Source organism: Pseudomonas sp. MWU12-2345 (assembly GCF_023242385.1).
GTDB lineage: Bacteria > Pseudomonadota > Gammaproteobacteria > Pseudomonadales > Pseudomonadaceae > Aquipseudomonas > Aquipseudomonas gingeri_D.
In genome coordinates this window covers 29,754-44,985 of sequence record NZ_JALLJA010000011.1, presented here as the reverse complement: position 1 = coordinate 44,985, position 15,232 = coordinate 29,754, and the positions used below count along the sequence as shown (strand labels likewise).

General features: G+C 63.3%; 16 protein-coding genes. 6 read left to right on the top strand and 10 right to left on the bottom strand.

The genetic code is table 11. The features are described from left to right. The first annotated feature begins 85 nt into the window (after positions 1–85). Positions 86–1,270, top strand: coding sequence for a C17 cyclopropane fatty acid synthase CfaB (gene cfaB / locus M5C71_RS20905; protein ID WP_177104076.1), 1,185 nt, complete (start codon positions 86–88; stop codon positions 1,268–1,270). Between the two features lie 48 nt (positions 1,271–1,318). On the opposite strand, the gene cls is transcribed toward cfaB, so the two are convergent. Continuing rightward, complete coding sequence (cls, locus tag M5C71_RS20900) at positions 1,319–2,758, bottom strand: cardiolipin synthase (RefSeq protein ID WP_248746955.1); 1,440 nt, start codon at positions 2,756–2,758, stop codon at positions 1,319–1,321. A gap of 132 nt (positions 2,759–2,890) precedes the next feature. Between cls and M5C71_RS20895 the strand changes: the two genes are divergently transcribed. Next, complete coding sequence (locus tag M5C71_RS20895) at positions 2,891–3,406, top strand: DUF3617 domain-containing protein (protein ID WP_152736597.1); 516 nt, start codon at positions 2,891–2,893, stop codon at positions 3,404–3,406. 14 nt (positions 3,407–3,420) lie between these two features. Here the strand turns inward: M5C71_RS20895 and thrS are convergent, their stop codons facing one another. From thrS to folE2, 8 genes are read right to left on the bottom strand one after another with little or no spacing between them, the layout of a single operon-like run. Beyond that, positions 3,421–5,313, bottom strand: coding sequence for a threonine--tRNA ligase (gene thrS / locus M5C71_RS20890; protein ID WP_248768639.1), 1,893 nt, complete (start codon positions 5,311–5,313; stop codon positions 3,421–3,423). Positions 5,314–5,349: 36 nt separating this feature from the next. Further along, positions 5,350–6,687: a dihydroorotase gene (locus tag M5C71_RS20885; protein WP_218224702.1), complete on the bottom strand. Its 1,338-nt coding sequence runs from the start codon at positions 6,685–6,687 to the stop codon at positions 5,350–5,352. Between the two features lie 2 nt (positions 6,688–6,689). Further along, positions 6,690–7,250 carry a carbonate dehydratase gene (locus M5C71_RS20880; protein WP_103497138.1) on the bottom strand — a complete coding sequence of 187 codons (561 nt, stop codon included), beginning with the start codon at positions 7,248–7,250 and terminating at the stop codon, positions 6,690–6,692. Then, the gene (gene hisI / locus M5C71_RS20875) at positions 7,247–7,681 is read right to left on the bottom strand and encodes a phosphoribosyl-AMP cyclohydrolase (RefSeq protein ID WP_177104080.1); all 435 of its coding nucleotides are present in this window, start codon (positions 7,679–7,681) and stop codon (positions 7,247–7,249) included. The genes M5C71_RS20880 and hisI overlap by 4 nt, the downstream gene beginning before the upstream one ends. After that, positions 7,678–8,565, bottom strand: a complete 888-nt coding sequence (locus tag M5C71_RS20870; RefSeq protein WP_248768638.1) for a metal ABC transporter substrate-binding protein — start codon at positions 8,563–8,565, stop codon at positions 7,678–7,680. The genes hisI and M5C71_RS20870 overlap by 4 nt, the downstream gene beginning before the upstream one ends. Before the next feature lie 11 nt (positions 8,566–8,576). Continuing rightward, a complete protein-coding gene (locus M5C71_RS20865; protein ID WP_103497204.1) occupies positions 8,577–9,443 on the bottom strand; it encodes a metal ABC transporter permease in 867 nt (288 codons plus the stop codon). Between the two features lie 2 nt (positions 9,444–9,445). Next, positions 9,446–10,114 (bottom strand): ATP-binding cassette domain-containing protein, encoded by a 669-nt coding sequence (locus M5C71_RS20860; RefSeq protein WP_100939870.1) that lies wholly within the window; start codon positions 10,112–10,114, stop codon positions 9,446–9,448. After that, positions 10,111–11,007 carry a GTP cyclohydrolase FolE2 gene (folE2, locus tag M5C71_RS20855; RefSeq protein ID WP_103497135.1) on the bottom strand — a complete coding sequence of 299 codons (897 nt, stop codon included), beginning with the start codon at positions 11,005–11,007 and terminating at the stop codon, positions 10,111–10,113. Before folE2 ends, M5C71_RS20860 begins: the two co-directional genes overlap by 4 nt. Positions 11,008–11,134: 127 nt before the next feature. On the opposite strand from folE2, the gene M5C71_RS20850 reads away from it, so the two are divergent. Beyond that, entirely contained in the window at positions 11,135–12,376 is a 1,242-nt protein-coding gene (locus tag M5C71_RS20850) for an N-acetylmuramoyl-L-alanine amidase (protein WP_248768637.1), read from the top strand. A 16-nt stretch (positions 12,377–12,392) separates the two neighbouring features. Here the strand turns inward: M5C71_RS20850 and M5C71_RS20845 are convergent, their stop codons facing one another. After that, the gene (locus M5C71_RS20845) at positions 12,393–12,773 is read right to left on the bottom strand and encodes a glutamine synthetase (protein WP_248768695.1); all 381 of its coding nucleotides are present in this window, start codon (positions 12,771–12,773) and stop codon (positions 12,393–12,395) included. A gap of 122 nt (positions 12,774–12,895) precedes the next feature. Here M5C71_RS20845 and dksA point away from each other — a divergent pair, with 122 nt between their 5' ends. The 3 genes from dksA to M5C71_RS20830 are packed head-to-tail and all read left to right on the top strand — an operon-like array spanning position 12,896 to position 15,186. Next, complete coding sequence (gene dksA, locus M5C71_RS20840) at positions 12,896–13,300, top strand: RNA polymerase-binding protein DksA (protein WP_100939867.1); 405 nt, start codon at positions 12,896–12,898, stop codon at positions 13,298–13,300. A 27-nt stretch (positions 13,301–13,327) separates the two neighbouring features. Further along, entirely contained in the window at positions 13,328–14,536 is a 1,209-nt protein-coding gene (gene zigA / locus M5C71_RS20835) for a zinc metallochaperone GTPase ZigA (RefSeq protein WP_152736604.1), read from the top strand. Further along, on the top strand, positions 14,536–15,186 hold the full coding sequence (locus M5C71_RS20830) for a DUF1826 domain-containing protein (RefSeq protein WP_248768636.1): 651 nt from the start codon (positions 14,536–14,538) through the stop codon (positions 15,184–15,186). Before zigA ends, M5C71_RS20830 begins: the two co-directional genes overlap by 1 nt. The last annotated feature ends 46 nt before the right edge of the window (positions 15,187–15,232 follow it).

Sequence of the window (15,232 nt, the reverse complement as noted above, 5' to 3'; positions counted from 1 at the left end):
GTTCGAGTCTATTATCTCGATAGGCTGACAGATCCCGTGAATGCGCTACCCTTAATTCAGACGTCTGAAACAAGGGGGATAACTCATGCTCGCGCAACTTCCACCGGCCTTACAGAATCTTCAGCTACCGCTTCGCCTGAGACTCTGGGACGGCCACGAAATCAATCTCGGGCCGACGCCCAGTGTCACCATCGTTGTGAAGGACCCACAACTGGTCGCGCAATTCACCCATCCCACGCTGGATTTGCTGGGCAGCGCCTTCGTTGAAGGCAAGCTGGAACTCGAAGGACCGATCAGCGAAGTCGTGCGGGTCTGCGACGAGTTGAGCCAGGCGCTGCTGGAGGATGAAGGGGACAACCCGCCGCCGCGCCTGGCCCACGACAAGGCCACCGACGCCGCTTCCATCTCCTACCACTACGACCTCTCCAACGCCTTCTACCAGCTCTGGCTGGACCGCGAGATGGTCTATTCCTGCGCCTACTTCGAAAGCGCCGACGCGACCCTCGAAGAAGCCCAGCAAGCCAAGTTCCGCCACCTGTGCCGCAAGCTGCGCCTGCAACCGGGCGAGTACCTGCTGGATGTCGGCTGCGGTTGGGGCGGGCTGGCGCGTTATGCGGCGCGGGAGTTCGGGGTCAAGGTGTTCGGGATCACCCTGAGCAAGGAACAGCTGGCATTGGCGAGGGAGCGGGTGGCCGCCGAAGGTCTGCAGGACAAGGTCGACCTGCAACTGCTCGATTACCGTGACCTGCCCCAGGACGGTCGCTTCGACAAGGTGGTCAGCGTCGGTATGTTCGAGCATGTCGGCCACGCCAACCTCAAGCAGTACTGCGAGGTCCTGTTCGGTGCCGTGCGCGAAGGCGGCCTGGTGATGAACCATGGCATTACCGCCAAGCACACCGACGGACGTCCGGTGGGACGAGGTGCCGGCGACTTTATCGATCGTTATGTGTTCCCCAACGGTGAGTTGCCACATCTGTCGATGATCTCTGCTGAAATCAGCGAGGCCGGTCTGGAAGTGGTCGACGTGGAGAGCCTGCGCCTGCACTACGCGCGGACCCTGGAGCAGTGGAGCCAGCGCCTGGAAAACAACCTGGAGGCAGCGGGCCGTGAAGTGCCGGAACGAGCCCTGCGGATCTGGCGGCTGTACCTGGCCGGTTGCGCCTACGCCTTTGAAAAGGGCTGGATCAACCTGCACCAGATCCTGGCGGTAAAAGCCTTCTCCGACGGCAGCCACAACCTGCCCTGGACCCGCGACGATCTTTATCGCTGACCCCCGCGCAGGCGCGGCCTTGGGCGGCGCCTGCGCCGAGGTTCCTCTCTAGAGGATCGGCGAGATCAAGCGTGCGACCCGCATGCCGAGCTGTTGCAGGCGATGGGTTTTGCGGCTTTCGTCCTTGGCCACTTCATGGGCCAGGGCAAAGTCCTGCTCGAGCATCTGTTCCACTTTCCGGGCGAAGGCCTCGTCCACGGTCAGTAACATCACTTCGAAATTCAGCCGGAACGAGCGGTTGTCCAGGTTCGCACTGCCGATGGCGCTGATTTCGTTGTCCACCAGCACCACCTTCTGATGCAGGAAACCGGGGCGGTAGCGGAACACCCGCACGCCGGCGCGCACGGCTTCGAAAGCGTAGAGGCTGGAGGCGGCGTAGACGATGCGGTGGTCCGGGCGTGACGGCAGCAGCAGGCGCACATCCACGCCGCGCAGCACCGCCAGGCGCAAGGCGGCGAACACCGCTTCGTCGGGGATGAAGTAGGGGCTGGTGATCCAGACCCGTTCCCGGGCCGCATGAATGGCTTCGACGAAGAACAGCGAACAGGTCTCCACCGGGTCGGCCGGGCCGCTGGCGAGCAACTGGCAGAGCACACCGCCGTCCGGGTAGGACTCCGGCAGGATCAGCGGCGGGAGTTTGCGCGAGGCCCAGAACCAGTCTTCGGCGAATGACTCCTGCAAGCAGGCAACCACCGGTCCGCTCACCTGCACATGGGTGTCGCGCCAGGGCGACAGCGGTGGTTTGGCCCCCAGGTACTCGTCGCCGACGTTATGCCCGCCAACAAAACCGACCAGCCCGTCGACCACCACCACCTTGCGATGATTGCGGAAATTCACCTGGAAACGGTTCAACCAACCGCTGCGGGTGGCGAACGCGCGGATCTGCACACCGCCCTCGCGCAGGGCCTCGACGTAGGTGTGGGGCAGGGCATGGCTGCCGATACGGTCGTAGAGCACGTAGACCGCCACCCCTTCGGCGGCCTTTTCCAGGAGCTTTTTCTGCAACCGTCGGCCTAGCTGGTCGTCATGGATAATGAAAAATTGCACCAGCACTGCTTCGTGGGCCTGGTCGATGGCCTGGAAAATCGCCTCGAAGGTTGCGTCGCCATTGATCAGCAGTTGCACCTGGTTGTTCGCCAGGCATGGCATGCGCCCCAGTTTCGGCATCGCCCGCAGCGAGGCATAGGCCTGGGAACTGCGCGCGGCCAGGGCCTCTTCGACCCAGGGGCGCCAGTTCAGATCGGCGATGGCCTTGCGCATTTCCACGTTGGCCTGGCGCCGGGCCTTGATGTAGGCGTCGAAGCTGCTGCGGCCGAAGACCAGGTAGGGAATCAGCGTCAGGTACGGGATGAACATCAGCGACAGGGCCCAGGCAATCGCGCCCTGGGCGGTGCGCACGGTCAATACGGCATGGATGGCGGCGATCAGGCCAAGGGAATGGATCAGGGCAATCAGGTAGGCGAAAAGGTGTGGGCCAAAAAAATCCATGGGCGCTCCTGCTCAGGCGTCTTCAATCTCTAACAGACCATGTTCCGGGGTTATTGTCGCTATTTAATTCTTGACGCAACCCTCGCATGATTTTGACGTCCAAGATGGACCCCATTCTCTAGGAGCTACTTGATGAACCTTCGTCTGCCGGGCCTGGCCCTTGTCCTTGGCTCAATGATTCCCGTTGCCCAGGCGCAGGTGCTGCAACCGGGCTTGTGGGAGCTGACCTCCAGCAATGTGCAGGTCGAGAACCAACAGCTGGATGTCGGCATGCTGATGGGTATGCTGAAACAGAACACCACCCCGGAGCAGCGCGCGGCGCTGGAGAAGCAGGGGGTCAACCTGGGCGGCGAGGGCGTGCGAGTGTGCCTGACGCCGCAACAGGTGGCATCCGAGTCGATTCCGCTGACCGATCCGCAATCGGGTTGCCAGCAGCAGGTCACCGAGCGCAACGGCCCGGATTGGAAATTCCGTTTCAGCTGTCCGAAGGCCCAGGGCAGCGGCGTGGCGCATTTTGTCAGTGACCGCGAGTTCAGCACCAAGGTCAGCGGGACTTTCAATGCCACCGGCATCCAGCAGAACGGCAGCATGGAAACCCGGGCGGTGTGGATGGGGCAGGATTGCGGGCCGGTGAAACCGCGTACCTGATCAACGTCCCGGGGTCATGAGGTCAGCCGCTGAAACGCCGCCTCCAGGCTCATGACCCCCAGGTCTTCACCCTGCCGACTGCGCAGGCTGACCTGCCCGGCGGCCTTTTCCTTCTCGCCCACCACCAGCAGGTACGGCACTTTCTGCAGGCTGTGCTCGCGGATCTTGTAGCCGACCTTCTCGTTGCGCAGATCCGCGCTGGCCCTCAGGCCGCGGATCTTCAAGCCCTCGGCGACATCCCGGGCATATTCGGCCTGGCCCTCGCTGATGTTCAGCACCACCGCCTGCAACGGCGCCAGCCAGACCGGCAGCGCGCCGCTGTAATGCTCGATCAGAATGCCGATAAATCGCTCCAGTGAACCGAACAGCGCCCGGTGCAGCATCACCGGCCGTTGGCGCTCGCCACTTTCGCTGATATAGCCAATGTCGAAGCGTTCCGGCAGGTTGAGATCGACCTGCAAGGTGCCGCACTGCCAGTCGCGACCGATGGCATCACGCAGCACGAACTCCAGCTTCGGCCCATAGAACGCTCCTTCGCCGGGATTGATCCGGTATTCGATGCCCATCTGCCCGAGGGCACCGATCAGCGCGCCTTCCAACTGGTCCCAGGTATCGTCGCTGCCGATCCGGTTGGCCGGCCGCGTGGAGAGCTTCACCACGATATCGTCGAAGCCGAACTCGCTGTAGATATCGAACACCAGGGCAATCGCCGTCTCGCATTCGGCCTGCATCTGCGCCGGGGTGCAGAAGATATGTGCATCGTCCTGGGTGAAATGGCGTACCCGCAACAGGCCGTGCAAGGCCCCGGACGGTTCGTAGCGATGGACCTTGCCGAACTCGGCGATGCGCAGCGGCAGGTCGCGATAGCTCTTGAGCCCATGGCCGAAGATCGACACCGCGCCGGGGCAGTTCATCGGCTTGAGGGCGAACACCCGCTCATCCTCGGTGGTGGTGGTGAACATATGGTCACGGTAGTTCTGCCAATGCCCGGAGGTTTCCCACAGCCCGCGATCCATTACATCCGGGGTATTCACCTCGATATAGCCGGCCTGTTCCTGGCGCTTGCGCATATAGCCGATCAGTTGCTGGAACAGGGTCCAGCCCTTGGCGTGCCAGAACACCGAGCCCGGCGCGCAGTCGTCGAAATGGAACAGGTCCAGTTGCGCGCCGAGCTTGCGGTGATCGCGCTTGCCGGCTTCTTCGAGGCGGGTGAGATAGGCCTTGAGATCCTTGGCGTTGGCCCAGCAGGTGCCGTAGATCCGTTGCAGCGGCGCGTTGTTGGCATCGCCGCGCCAATAGGCGCCCGCCACCTTGGTCAGCTTGAAGGCTTGCAACAGCCCGGTCGACGGCACATGGGGACCGCGACACAGGTCTTCGAAATCGTCCTGGCGATACAGCGACAGCACTTCACCTTCCGGGATCGCGCGAATCAACTCGGCCTTGTAGTGTTCGCCGCGCTCTTCGAAGCTGGCGATGGCTTCATCGCGCGGTAACTCACGGCGCCGCACCGAATGATTGGTCGCGGCCAGGGTCTGCATGCGCGCTTCGATCAGTTCCAGGTCCTTGGGCGTGAAGGCGCGCTCATAGGCGAAATCGTAGAAGAAGCCGTCTTCGATCACCGGCCCGATGGTGACCTGGGCCGAGGGGTACAACTGTTTCACCGCCATGGCCAGCAAGTGCGCGCAGGAGTGCCGCAGAATCTCCAGTCCCTCGGTGTCCCGTGGGGTGACGATGCTCACGGCCGCGTCCTGTTCGATCAAGGTGCCGCAGTCCACCAGGACGCCGTCTACCCGACCGGCCACAGCCGCCTTGGCCAGGCCGCTGCCGATGCTGGCGGCCACTTCGAGCACTGTCAGCGGTTGGTCGTACTCGCGTTGCGAGCCGTCGGGGAGGGTAATGCGGATCATCGGTGCTGTCCTTGGTCGGTCGGGCGCTGGAACGGATTAACGGAGAAAGCGCAGGGGCTGGCCCTGGCAGGTGTCGTGGATTTTCCCGGCATGCCAGGCCACCTGGCCGGACACCACCGTGGTGCTGACCCAATGGCGAAAGCGCCGCTCGACGAAGGGCGTCCAGCCACATTGCGAGAGGAGCGGCTCGGCGCTCACCGGCCGCGACAGCGGTTCACGGTTTATCAGCACCAGGTCGGCCCAGTAGCCTTCGCGCAGGTAGCCGCGGTCGGGAATGGCGAACAGGTCGGCGACCCGATGGCTGGTCTTTTCCACCAGGGTGGTCAACGGCAGGACACGCGCGGCCACCAGCTCCATCAGGGCCGGCAGCGCATGCTGGACCAGCGGCAAGCCGGACGGTGCCTCGCTGTAGGGCCGTTGTTTTTCTTCCCAGGTGTGCGGCGCGTGATCGCTGCCGATCACATCCAGGCGGTTGCTCAGCAAGGCTTCGCGCAGGGCATCGCGATCCGACTGGTGCTTGATGGCCGGATTGCATTTGATCAGGTTGCCCAGGCGCGGATAGTCGCGGTCGTCGAACAGCAAGTGATGCAGGCAGACCTCGGCGCTGATGTGTTTTTCACTCAGCGGCTTGTTCTCGAACAGCGAAAGTTCGCGCTCGGTGGTCAGGTGCAGGACGTGCAGGCGCGTGCCATGGCGTCGGGCCAGGTCCACCGCCATTGACGATGAGCGATAGCAGGCCTCGGCATTGCGGATCAACGGGTGCGCGTCGGCGGGAATGGCACCGCCGAACAGCTCCCGCAGGTTTTCCTCGCGGGCCTTGATGGTCGGCGTGTGTTCGCAGTGGGCGAGGAGGATCGTCGGCACTTCGGCGAACAGTCTCTCCAGCACTCGCGGATCGTCCACCAGCATATTGCCGGTGGACGCGCCCATGAACACCTTGACCCCGGCCACGCCGGTCGGATCGAGGGCGGCGATGGTATCGAGGTTGTCGTTGCTGACCCCGAAGTGAAAGCCGTAGTTGGCCACCGAGTGCTGTGCGGCCTTGCGTTGCTTGTCGGCCAGGGCTTCGAGGGTCAGGGTCGCCGGCTGGGTGTTGGGCATGTCCATATAGCTGGTGATACCGCCGACCACCGCTGCCCGCGACTCGGAGTAGAGACTGCCCTTGGCCGGCGCGCCGGGATCGCGGAAATGCACCTGGTCGTCGATCATCCCTGGGAGCAGCCATTGGCCCGCGGCGTCGATTTCCAGGTCGGCGCTGGCGTTGTGGATCTGGGTGGCGAGGGTCTCGATCCGGCCATTGATGACCCGGATATCGGCGTCGAATTCACGCCCCTCGTTCACCACGCGGGCGTTGCGGATCAGCAGGCTGCTCATGTTCAGAACTCGTTTTGCAGGGCCTTGTAGCCGCGCACCAGATCAACGTTGGTCCGTGCCACGTCTTCGGAAAACTCCGAGGCGCTGACGCTTACCGGCGGGAATTGCGACAGGTCGGTGCCCGGGCCGATGCGGGTGGTGGAGGGCACGTAGAAGTCCGGCGGCAGGTCGCGACCGTCCACCACCGAGTTGTGCCGGACCACGCTGCCGTCACCCACCACGCAGTTGAACAGCACGCTGTTGAAGCCGATAAACACCCGGTCGCCGACGGTGCAGGGACCATGGACGATGGAGCGGTGGGCGATGGAGGTGAACTCGCCGATGGTCACCGCCGCGCCGGATTTGGAGTGGATCACCACGCCGTCCTGGATATTCGAATTGGCGCCGATGACGATGGGGTCCATCTCGCCTTGGGCGTTGACTTCGTCGGCGCGGATCACCGCGTAGGGGCCGACAAAGACGTTTTCACCGATCACCACCTTGCCGCAGATGATTGCCGTCTTGTCCACGTAAGCAGACTCGGCGATCACGGGCAGGTGGCCGGAAGGATTCTTGCGGATCATGAAGCGTTCTCCTGAGGGGCGCTGATGACGTGCACCTCGCCGTCACGAATCGCGTTGTAGAAACAATTGGGACGCCCGGTGTGGCAGGCCGGGCCTTGCTGGTCGACCCGCAGCAGCACCGCGTCGCCATCGCAATCCAGGCGCGCCTCGATCAGGTGCTGGCGGTGCCCGGAGGTTTCGCCCTTGCGCCACAGGCGCTGGCGTGAGCGCGACCAGTAGCAGACCTGGCGGCTCTCGAGGGTTTCGCCGAGGGCCTGGCGGTTCATCCAGGCCAGCATCAGCACTTCGCCGCTGTCGTGTTGCTGGGTGATCGCGGCGATCAGTCCGTCCTCGTTCCACGGCAGTGCATCGAGCACCGCCGCGAGAGGCCAGCGGCTACCCAGGGCGGCGCTCTCCAGATCGAGCATCGACAAGGGCGGCCGCGCGGTCATTTGCTCAGTGCCGCGCGCAGGGTGTTCATGTTGTATTCGAACAGGCCGGTAAAGGTGCTGGCCGGACCTTCGGCGGCGAGGGCGTCGGAATACAGGGTGCCGCCGATCTGCGCGCCGCTTTCGTCGGCAATCTGCTGCAGCAGGCGGGCGTCCTTGATGTTTTCCATGAACACGGCCTTGACCTTGTCCTTGCGGATCTGGGTGATCAGCGCAGCAACTTCGGCGGCGGACGGCTCACGTTCGGTGGACAGGCCCTGTGGCGCCATGAACTGGATGCCGTAGGCCTGGCCCAGGTAACCGAAGGCGTCATGGGAGGTGACGATGCGACGGTTGCCGGCCGGCAGGTTGCCGAGCTTGACCTTGGCTTCGGCCAACAGGCTGTGGATCACTTTCAGGTAGGCCTGGCTGTTGCGGGTGTAGTCGTCCTTGTTCGCCGGGTCGACCTTGATCAGTGCCTTGGTGATGTTGTTCACATAGATTTCGGCGTTGGCCAGGTTGTGCCAGGCGTGCGGGTCGGGAATGGTTTCGCCGTCGTCGACCATGGTGTGGGAGATCACGCCCTTGCTGGCGGTGACCACCGGTGCCTTGGTCTCGGTGCTGGTCACCAGGCGGTCGAGCCACGGCTCGAAGCCCAGGCCGTTCTTGACGATCAGCTTGGCGTTGAGCAGGGCCTTGGCGTCATCCGGCGTCGGTTCGTAGGTGTGGGCATCGGCGTCCGGGCCGACCATGCCGATGACCGCGATATGGTCGCCGCCGATCTGCTGGGTGATATCTCGCAGGATACTGAAGCTGGCGACCACCGGGAGTTTGTCTGCGGCCTGGGCGGTGGACAGGTTCAGCGACAGGGCCAGCACGGAGCTGAACAGGACGAGTAGAGCGCGCATCGGGTGACACCTCATTGGGATGTAAGCAAGGGCGGGCGGCGCAGCAAACCGTGCACCGGACCGAAGACCACGGACAGCAGATAAAAGCCGCCTGCCACCAGCACAATGGCCGGGCCGCTGGGCAGCGAGTAGTAGAACGACAGCAGCAAACCGAGGGTGACCGAGACACAGCCGATCACTGCCGCAATCAGCATCAGCACCGGCAGGTTGCGGCTCCAGAAGCGCGAGGCGATCGCCGGCAACATCATCAGGCCGACCACCATCAGCGCGCCGATGGCCTGGAAACCGATCACCAGGTTCAGCACCACCAGGGTCAGGAACACCCCGTGGGCGAGGGGGCCGAGTCGGCTGACGGTTTGCAGGAACAGCGGGTCGAGGGTGTCCAGCAGCAGCGGGCGATAGATCAGCGCCATCACTATCAGGCTGATGCTGCAGACCCAGAGCATGCCGGTCAGGGTCGGACCGTCGACTGCCAGGGCCGAGCCGAACAGCAGGTGCAGCAGGTCCAGGCGTTTGCCAGCGATGCCGAGGATCAGCACGCCGCTGGCCAGGGAGATCGGGTAGATCGCCGCCAGGCTGGCGTCTTCGCGCAGGCCAGTGCGGCGGGTGATCCAGGCCGAGAGCCCGGCCATGCCCATGCCGGCGCCAAGGCCGCCGAGGGTCAGGGCCGGCAGGCTCAGGCCGGCGATCCAGAAGCCGATGGCGGCGCCCGGCAGAATGCCGTGGGCGACCGCGTCACCGATCAGGCTCATGCGCCGCAAAATCAGGAACACCCCAAGTGGCGCGGTACTGCAGGCCAGGACCAGCCCACCGATCAACGCTCGGCGCATGAACACGAAATCCTGGAACGGTTGCAACAGGTGGCTGGCGAACATCAACATCAGGCTACCTGCGTAATGGGTTGTTGGCGGATCAGCTCGGTGCTGGGCGCCAGGACGCAACCGCTGCTCTTGATCTGCAAGGCGTTGGGGATGTGCTGGCGCACGGCGGCGAGGTCATGGCAGACCACCACCAGGGTGCGACCTTCGGCGTGCCAGGCGTGGATATGTTTCCACAGCAGCGCCTGGCCATCTTCGTCGAGGGCGGCGTGGGGTTCGTCGAGCAACAGGACCGGCGCCGAGGCCAGGCTCATGCGGGCTAGCAGGGCGCGCTGCAATTCACCGCCGGACAAGGCCATCAGCGGGCGATGTTCCAGGCCGCCGAGGTGCCAGTCTTCGAGCACGGCTTGCAGGCGTTCGCTGCGCTGTTGCGGGGTTTGCTTGATGCCCCAGAACCCGGCGGCCACCAGCTCTTGCAGGCTGATGGGGAATTGCCGGTCCAGATGCTGTTGCTGCGGCAGGAACGACAGGCTGCCGCGCCGTGGAACATCCAGATGCACTTTGCCGGACAGCGGTTTTTGCAGCCCGGCGATGACTTTCAACAGACTGCTTTTTCCGGTGCCGTTGGCACCGATCACAGCGGTCAGGCTGCCGGCGGCGAGTTCGAAATCCACGGCAGGAGTGAGGGGCTGGCCCGGGGCGCCCCAGCGCAGGCCTTGGCAACGGATCATGCCTGCCTCCAATTCCAGCGGCTCTCAGCCACGGCGTCATGGGCATGCAGGCTTTCGGCGTGAACCACCCGCAAGTGGAAGCCGTTGACCGCGTCCGAGCGCTTGAGCGCCAGGTTGAGGCGGCGCGCCGCGTCTTCGCAGAACATCAGGTTCTGGCCATTGGCGAGGGCGAAGGCTTGTTCGTCCGCGCGTTTCACCGCGGTCTGCACGGCAGTGCCGAGGGCGGCCTCGGCGTCGTCGATCAGGGCCTCGAAGGGAAACCGATACGTTTTTTCATCTAAATGAATATGCAATTGTGCAATGCTGCGCTGACTGTGAGGTGTGGCGACGACGCCTTGCGGTCCGCCGAGCCAGCTGAGGACGTCACTGTGCTCCAGGGGCTTGTCGGCGAAGTCGTTGATGAATTGCTGTTGGATCAACTGCCGGGCGAGGGCGGCCGAGCACGGGCAGGTTGAGGAGTAGGCCACGTCAATTTTTAGTTCCACGTGGAACACTCCGTTTTTCAGTTCGGCCAAGACACTGACTGGATAGGTTTTCCAGCCGGCCAGCGGACTGACCAACGCCGGGCGTTTGAGCAGCAGATCGCTATGGATGCGTAGATAGGCGTTGCTGGAAAGTCCGTCGTGGCTGTCGAGAAATTGCTGCAATACTTCTCGTATCAGCGCGGGCGTCAGGTCTTCCTGTTCCAGTTGTTCCAGGGCCAGGTACAGACGTGACATATGAATGCCCCGCGCTTCGCCATCGTCGAGGCTGACACCCGCATCGGCTTTGGCGCTGAGGCGGTGGCCGTCAATCGAGACGGGCAGGGCAATGCCGCACATGCCCACCCACTCGAGGGGCAAGGCTTGCCGGGATGACTGCGCGGCGATATCCGGCAGCGTCAACGCATTCATGAGCAGGTCCATCGTCGGAGTTAAAATGACATGTTATATTATAACTATTCAGTCGACGATGCCTTTTTTGCTGGGGCTTTACACAGCGACAACGAGTACGGACGCTCCCTTATCCGCGGTACCTGTTATGCATAGACGTCAGTTGCTCAACTTTTTATTGGCCGGTGCGGTGGTTTTGCCGTTCGGTGTGTCGGCGGCGCAGATCCAGAATGCGCGGCTGTGGCGCGACGGCAACAAGCTGCGGCTGGTGTTGGACCTCAGTGGTCCGATTCAATACAAGACTTTTTCCCTGACCTCGCCCGAGCGGCTGATCATCGACCTGAGCGGCGCCAAGCTGACGGGCGATTTCCGACAGCTGGCGCTGGGCAATACGGTGATCCGTTCGATCCGCTCCGGGCATTTCGGCCAGGGCGATACGCGGATCGTCCTCGACCTGGCCAACCCGGTTCAGCTCAACAGTTTCCTGTTGCCGCCCGAGGGTACGCAGGGCCATCGCCTGGTGCTCGACCTGACCAGCAATGGCAGCGCCGGGGTGCCGGCGGCAGCCCTGGCGGCGGCACCGGCGGTCGTCGCGCCTCCGCCTGTGCGGCATGAAGAGGCGAGCAGCAACACCCATCGCAAGCGCGACATCATGGTGGTGGTCGACCCTGGCCATGGCGGCAAGGATCCGGGGGCGGTGGGTTCCAAGGGCGAGCGCGAGAAAGACGTGGTGTTGTCCATTGGCCGACTGTTGGCCAAGCGTCTCAAGCGTGAGAAGGGCTTCGATGTGCGCCTGGTGCGCAACGACGACTTCTTCGTGCCCCTGCGCAAGCGGGTGGAGTTCTCCCGCAAGAACAACGCCGACATGTTTATCTCGGTGCATGCCGATGCCGCGCCGCGGATTACGGCTTCGGGAGCTTCGGTGTTTGCCCTGTCGGAAGGCGGGGCGACGTCGACCACGGCGCGGTTTATGGCCCAGCGCGAAAACGGTGCCGACCTGTTGGGCGCGCAGAGTCTGCTCAATCTCAAGGACAAGGACCCGATGCTGGCCGGGGTGATTCTCGATATGTCGATGAACGCCACCATCGCTTCCAGCCTGCAGCTGGGGCACAGCGTGTTGGGCAGCCTGGAAGGCATCACCACCCTGCACCAGAAGCGTGTGGAACAGGCGGGGTTCGCGGTGCTGAAGTCGCCGGACGTGCCGTCGATCCTGGTGGAGACCGGTTTTATCTCCAATGCCCGCGACAGCCAGCGGTTGGTCACGGCGCGGCACCAGCAGGCGATTGCCGATGGGTTGTTCGAGGGTTTGAAGCGTTACTTCGAGAAGAACCCGCCGGCGGACAGCTATATCGCCTGGCAACAGCAGCAGGTGCAGGAAGGGTTGGTGTAGAGCGGCCCAGGGGTGCCTAGCACCCCACCATCCGGTCACAGACAAACTTCTTGCTCAACCCGCCTGAACTGGAAAAACGGTTCTGGGTGGTCCAGCCCACTCGCCGGCTGTAACCGACCCAGGCTTCACCGTCCGAAGCTATCCCGGTGAAGAACGTCAACTGCCCATAGCGGCTGCTGGTCTGCGCCCAGTAGCGCTTGCCGATCACTTCAAAGCCCTGCAAATAAATCGTCTTGCCCTCGGTCGCCACGCCATAGGCGTTGCCCAGCCCATCCTTGCACGCCAGCAGGTTGGCGCTGCGGGTGCAGTTCGTCTGGGTAGGGGCCGGCACTTGGGCCTCGGCGTTCGCCGCCACCAACAACAGGACCGGCAACAGATAGTTCAGGGCAGGACGCATCGGCATTCTCGGCAACGGGATCGATACCAGCATTGCGCTCTTCGTCGCGGCGATCAAGCGGGGGATTGGATTATTTGCATTGTTATAATATAACATTAAATAAATCCCGGACCCGACCTGCCATGACCGAACACGAACTGCTCGCCCAGCCCGAGGCGGACTACATGAACGATGCCCAGCAGGGTTTTTTCCGCGAGCTGCTGCGCGGCCAGCGCCTTGAGCTGCAGGAACGCATCAGCGGTGAGTTCGACCAGTTGCGCGAGCAAGAGACCAGCAGCGACCCGGCGGATATCGGCAGTGCCGAGGAAACCCGGCAATGGCAACTGCGGGTGCTGGAGCGCGAGAAGAAGCTCCTGGACAAGATCGATGAATCCCTTGAACGCCTGGCCCGCGGCGAATACGGCTGGTGCCGCGAAACCGGCGAACCGATCGGCCTCAAGCGCCTGCTGCTGCGGCCCACCGCGACCCTGTGCATTGAAGCCAAAGAACGTGAAGAGCTGCGCGAACGCCATAAACGGGCGCTTTGACCCGGCCGACCTGATGAGGAAAACCCCATGACCCAACGTCTACCCGTGACCGTGCTGTCCGGCTTTCTCGGTGCCGGTAAAAGTACCCTGCTCAACTACGTGCTGCGCAATCGCGAAAACCTGCGGGTGGCCGTGATCGTCAACGACATGAGCGAAATCAATATCGACGGCAGCGAAGTGCAGCGCGATGTCAGCCTCAATCGCGCCGAGGAAAAGCTCGTCGAGATGAGCAACGGCTGCATCTGCTGCACCTTGCGCGAAGACCTGCTGGAGGAAGTCGGCAAGCTGGCCCGCGACGGTCGTTTCGATTACCTGCTGATCGAATCCACCGGCATCTCCGAGCCGCTGCCGGTGGCCGAGACCTTTACCTTTCGTGATGAAAGCGGCCAGAGCCTGGCGGATGTCGCCCGGCTCGACACCATGGTCACGGTGGTCGACGGCATGAATTTCCTGCTCGATTACCAGGCTGCCGAAAGCCTCGCCTCCCGCGGTGAGACCCTGGGCGAAGAGGACGAGCGCTCGATCACCGACCTGCTGATCGAGCAGATCGAGTTTGCCGACGTGATCCTGATCAGCAAGATCGACTTGATCAGCAGCAGCGAACGTCTGGAGTTGATGGCGATTCTGCAGCGCCTGAACGCCCAGGCGGAAATCATTCCCATGGTGATGGGCGAGATCCCCCTGGCGAAGATCCTCAACACCGGCCGTTTCGACTTCGAGCGCGCGGCCCAGGCGCCGGGCTGGTTGCAGGAACTGCGCGGCGAGCATGTGCCGGAAACCGAGGAGTACGGCATTGCTTCCACGGCGTACCGGGCACGGCGGCCGTTTCATCCCGAGCGCTTTTTCGACTTTATCAACCGGCCCTGGGTGAACGGCAAGCTGCTGCGCTCCAAGGGCTTTTTCTGGCTGGCCAGCAAGTACCAGGAGGCCGGCAGCTGGTCCCAGGCCGGTGGCCTGATGCGCCATGGTTTTGCCGGGCGCTGGTGGCGCTTCGTGCCGAAACCGCAGTGGCCGCAGGATCAGGAAAGCGTCACGGCGATCATGCAGCACTGGACGCCGGAAACCGGCGATTGCCGCCAGGAACTGGTGTTTATCGGGCAGAACATCGACTTCGCGCAGCTGACCGCGCGGTTGGATGACTGCCTGTTGAACGATGAGGAAATGGCCCTTGGGGTCGAGGGTTGGAGCGTGCTGCCCGATCCGTTCGGCGCCTGGCATGAAGAGGAGGCCGCCTGATGCTGGCGCCACGTTGGAAGGCCTTGCCGACGATTCGGCAGGTGCAGGGCGAAGCGCCGACGGTGCTGGGCGAGATTCTCGACGAGGGGGTCAACCTGGCGGTCTGGCAGCGTCGGTTGCCAGGGCATATTGCCGATTTCGCGACCCTGTTGTTGTCGTTGAACGAGCCGTTGGCCGAATCCCTCAGCCTGGAAATGCCGGATGACGAGGCGCGGCCGAATCTGCAGGGCCTGGCTTCGGGGTTTAGCGATCTGGAGGGTTATGAAGGGTTCTTGAGCGATGTGTCCTGGCTGGTCAGCGCTTATGCCTGTCTGCTCGGCGCGCGGCGGATCGGTCTGCGTTTGCGGATGCTGGACAAGGCCATGTGCCCGCGTTTTCATGTCGATCATGTGCCGGTGCGCTTGATCACCACCTATGCGGGGGTGGGCAGCCAGTGGCTGGCGGAAGGGGCGATCGATCGTCGGCTGCTGGGCAATGCGGTGGCGGAGCCTGGTGAGCCGGCGCTGATCCAGCAGGTGGATAGCGGCGCGGTGGCGTTGCTCAAGGGCGAGCGCTGGCATGGGAATGAAGGTTTTGGCCTGGTGCACCGTTCGCCGCCTGTACCGGAGGGCGAGCGGCGGTTGATCCTGACGCTGGATTGGTTGGCCTGATCGTGCGGGTTCACACCGTACTGTAGGAGCCGGCTTGCTGGCGATG

What these genes read in the sequence shown, in the direction of transcription:
- cfaB (WP_177104076.1), top strand. Translation starts at nt 86, where the DNA reads ATGCTCGCGCAACTTCCACCGGCCTTACAGAATCTTCAGCTACCGCTT.
- cls (WP_248746955.1), bottom strand. Translation starts at nt 2,758, where the DNA reads ATGGATTTTTTTGGCCCACACCTTTTCGCCTACCTGATTGCCCTGATC.
- M5C71_RS20895 (WP_152736597.1), top strand. Translation starts at nt 2,891, where the DNA reads ATGAACCTTCGTCTGCCGGGCCTGGCCCTTGTCCTTGGCTCAATGATT.
- thrS (WP_248768639.1), bottom strand. Translation starts at nt 5,313, where the DNA reads ATGATCCGCATTACCCTCCCCGACGGCTCGCAACGCGAGTACGACCAA.
- M5C71_RS20885 (WP_218224702.1), bottom strand. Translation starts at nt 6,687, where the DNA reads ATGAGCAGCCTGCTGATCCGCAACGCCCGCGTGGTGAACGAGGGGCGT.
- M5C71_RS20880 (WP_103497138.1), bottom strand. Translation starts at nt 7,250, where the DNA reads ATGATCCGCAAGAATCCTTCCGGCCACCTGCCCGTGATCGCCGAGTCT.
- hisI (WP_177104080.1), bottom strand. Translation starts at nt 7,681, where the DNA reads ATGACCGCGCGGCCGCCCTTGTCGATGCTCGATCTGGAGAGCGCCGCC.
- M5C71_RS20870 (WP_248768638.1), bottom strand. Translation starts at nt 8,565, where the DNA reads ATGCGCGCTCTACTCGTCCTGTTCAGCTCCGTGCTGGCCCTGTCGCTG.
- M5C71_RS20860 (WP_100939870.1), bottom strand. Translation starts at nt 10,114, where the DNA reads ATGATCCGTTGCCAAGGCCTGCGCTGGGGCGCCCCGGGCCAGCCCCTC.
- folE2 (WP_103497135.1), bottom strand. Translation starts at nt 11,007, where the DNA reads ATGAATGCGTTGACGCTGCCGGATATCGCCGCGCAGTCATCCCGGCAA.
- M5C71_RS20850 (WP_248768637.1), top strand. Translation starts at nt 11,135, where the DNA reads ATGCATAGACGTCAGTTGCTCAACTTTTTATTGGCCGGTGCGGTGGTT.
- M5C71_RS20845 (WP_248768695.1), bottom strand. Translation starts at nt 12,773, where the DNA reads ATGCGTCCTGCCCTGAACTATCTGTTGCCGGTCCTGTTGTTGGTGGCG.
- dksA (WP_100939867.1), top strand. Translation starts at nt 12,896, where the DNA reads ATGACCGAACACGAACTGCTCGCCCAGCCCGAGGCGGACTACATGAAC.
- zigA (WP_152736604.1), top strand. Translation starts at nt 13,328, where the DNA reads ATGACCCAACGTCTACCCGTGACCGTGCTGTCCGGCTTTCTCGGTGCC.
- M5C71_RS20830 (WP_248768636.1), top strand. Translation starts at nt 14,536, where the DNA reads ATGCTGGCGCCACGTTGGAAGGCCTTGCCGACGATTCGGCAGGTGCAG.